Source organism: Streptomyces jumonjinensis, assembly GCF_009600885.1.
GTDB lineage: Bacteria > Actinomycetota > Actinomycetes > Streptomycetales > Streptomycetaceae > Streptomyces > Streptomyces jumonjinensis.
In genome coordinates, this window is record NZ_VCLA01000201.1 from 96,453 (window position 1) to 97,330 (window position 878).

Sequence of the window (878 nt, forward strand, 5' to 3'; positions counted from 1 at the left end):
ACATCCTGGACACCTACACCATCCGGGAACGGGGCTTTCCCACGGCCGAGGCGGCGATGGGCTGGATCGCGGACACCACCCTCCCCTTCCCCACCACCGCTCCCGCGCCTGTGGTGGTCTCGCGGGCCGAGGCCGCCGTCGCCCGCTCACCCCGTGCCCCGGCCCGGCTCGCCGTCGCGCCGAACCCGGTGACCACGCCCCGCCCCACCGCCACGGGGACCGTCCGCCCGGGACGGGGGCGGACGTGAAGCAGGCACGTTTCGGGTTCTCCGCCCACCCGGAGGCCCTGGAGGACCTGCGGTCCGTCCCCGGGAACATCCGGGATCTGGCCCTGCTGGCACTCCAGCACCTCGTCCACGGCAATGAGCGTGGGGCGCGGATGCACCGGGAGCTTGCCGGCTGCCACAAGGTTTACGTCGACCCGCAGACCCGGTGGCGGATGGTGATCCAGTTCCGCCCCGCTCCACCCTCTTCGCAGCACCGGCGGGAGATCTTCCTGGTCGCGGTCGGCGAGCGGTACGACAACACGGTCTACCGCACCGCCGCCGACCGCCTCCGCCGGGAAGCCTCCGCCGGGGCGCCGGACCAGCGGGCCGAAGCCGCGCGTTCCCGCTCCCCGCACATGCGCACCGCCAGCACTCAGCCACCGCAGGCCGCCGCGCCGACTGCGGCGCCTGCCCCGGCCGCTGAGCGCCGGTCCCGTTCCTGAACCGCCCTTCCCTTCTTCTGGAGTTGTTGTGCACGGCACCCCGCCGCCCGGTCTCGGTACCCGTCTCGTCCGCGAGATGCTCGGCGCCGACTCGGCCGCCGATCTCCTCGGCCGCCATCCTTTCCTCAGCCCCTACGGCCAGCTCACCGCGCTGATCGCGGACGCGACG

General features: G+C 73.8%; 1 protein-coding gene and 1 pseudogene. Both read left to right on the forward strand.

Annotated features, from left to right (window positions below; translation table 11 throughout):
• Window positions 1-248 (forward strand): annotated as a pseudogene (locus tag FF041_RS38560) (hypothetical protein); the annotation flags it as partial.
• Window positions 245-709: a hypothetical protein gene (locus FF041_RS36060; protein ID WP_323393674.1), complete on the forward strand. Its 465-nt coding sequence runs from the start codon at window positions 245-247 to the stop codon at window positions 707-709. The pseudogene FF041_RS38560 and the gene FF041_RS36060, both read left to right, overlap by 4 nt.
• Window positions 710-878: the final 169 nt, after the last annotated feature.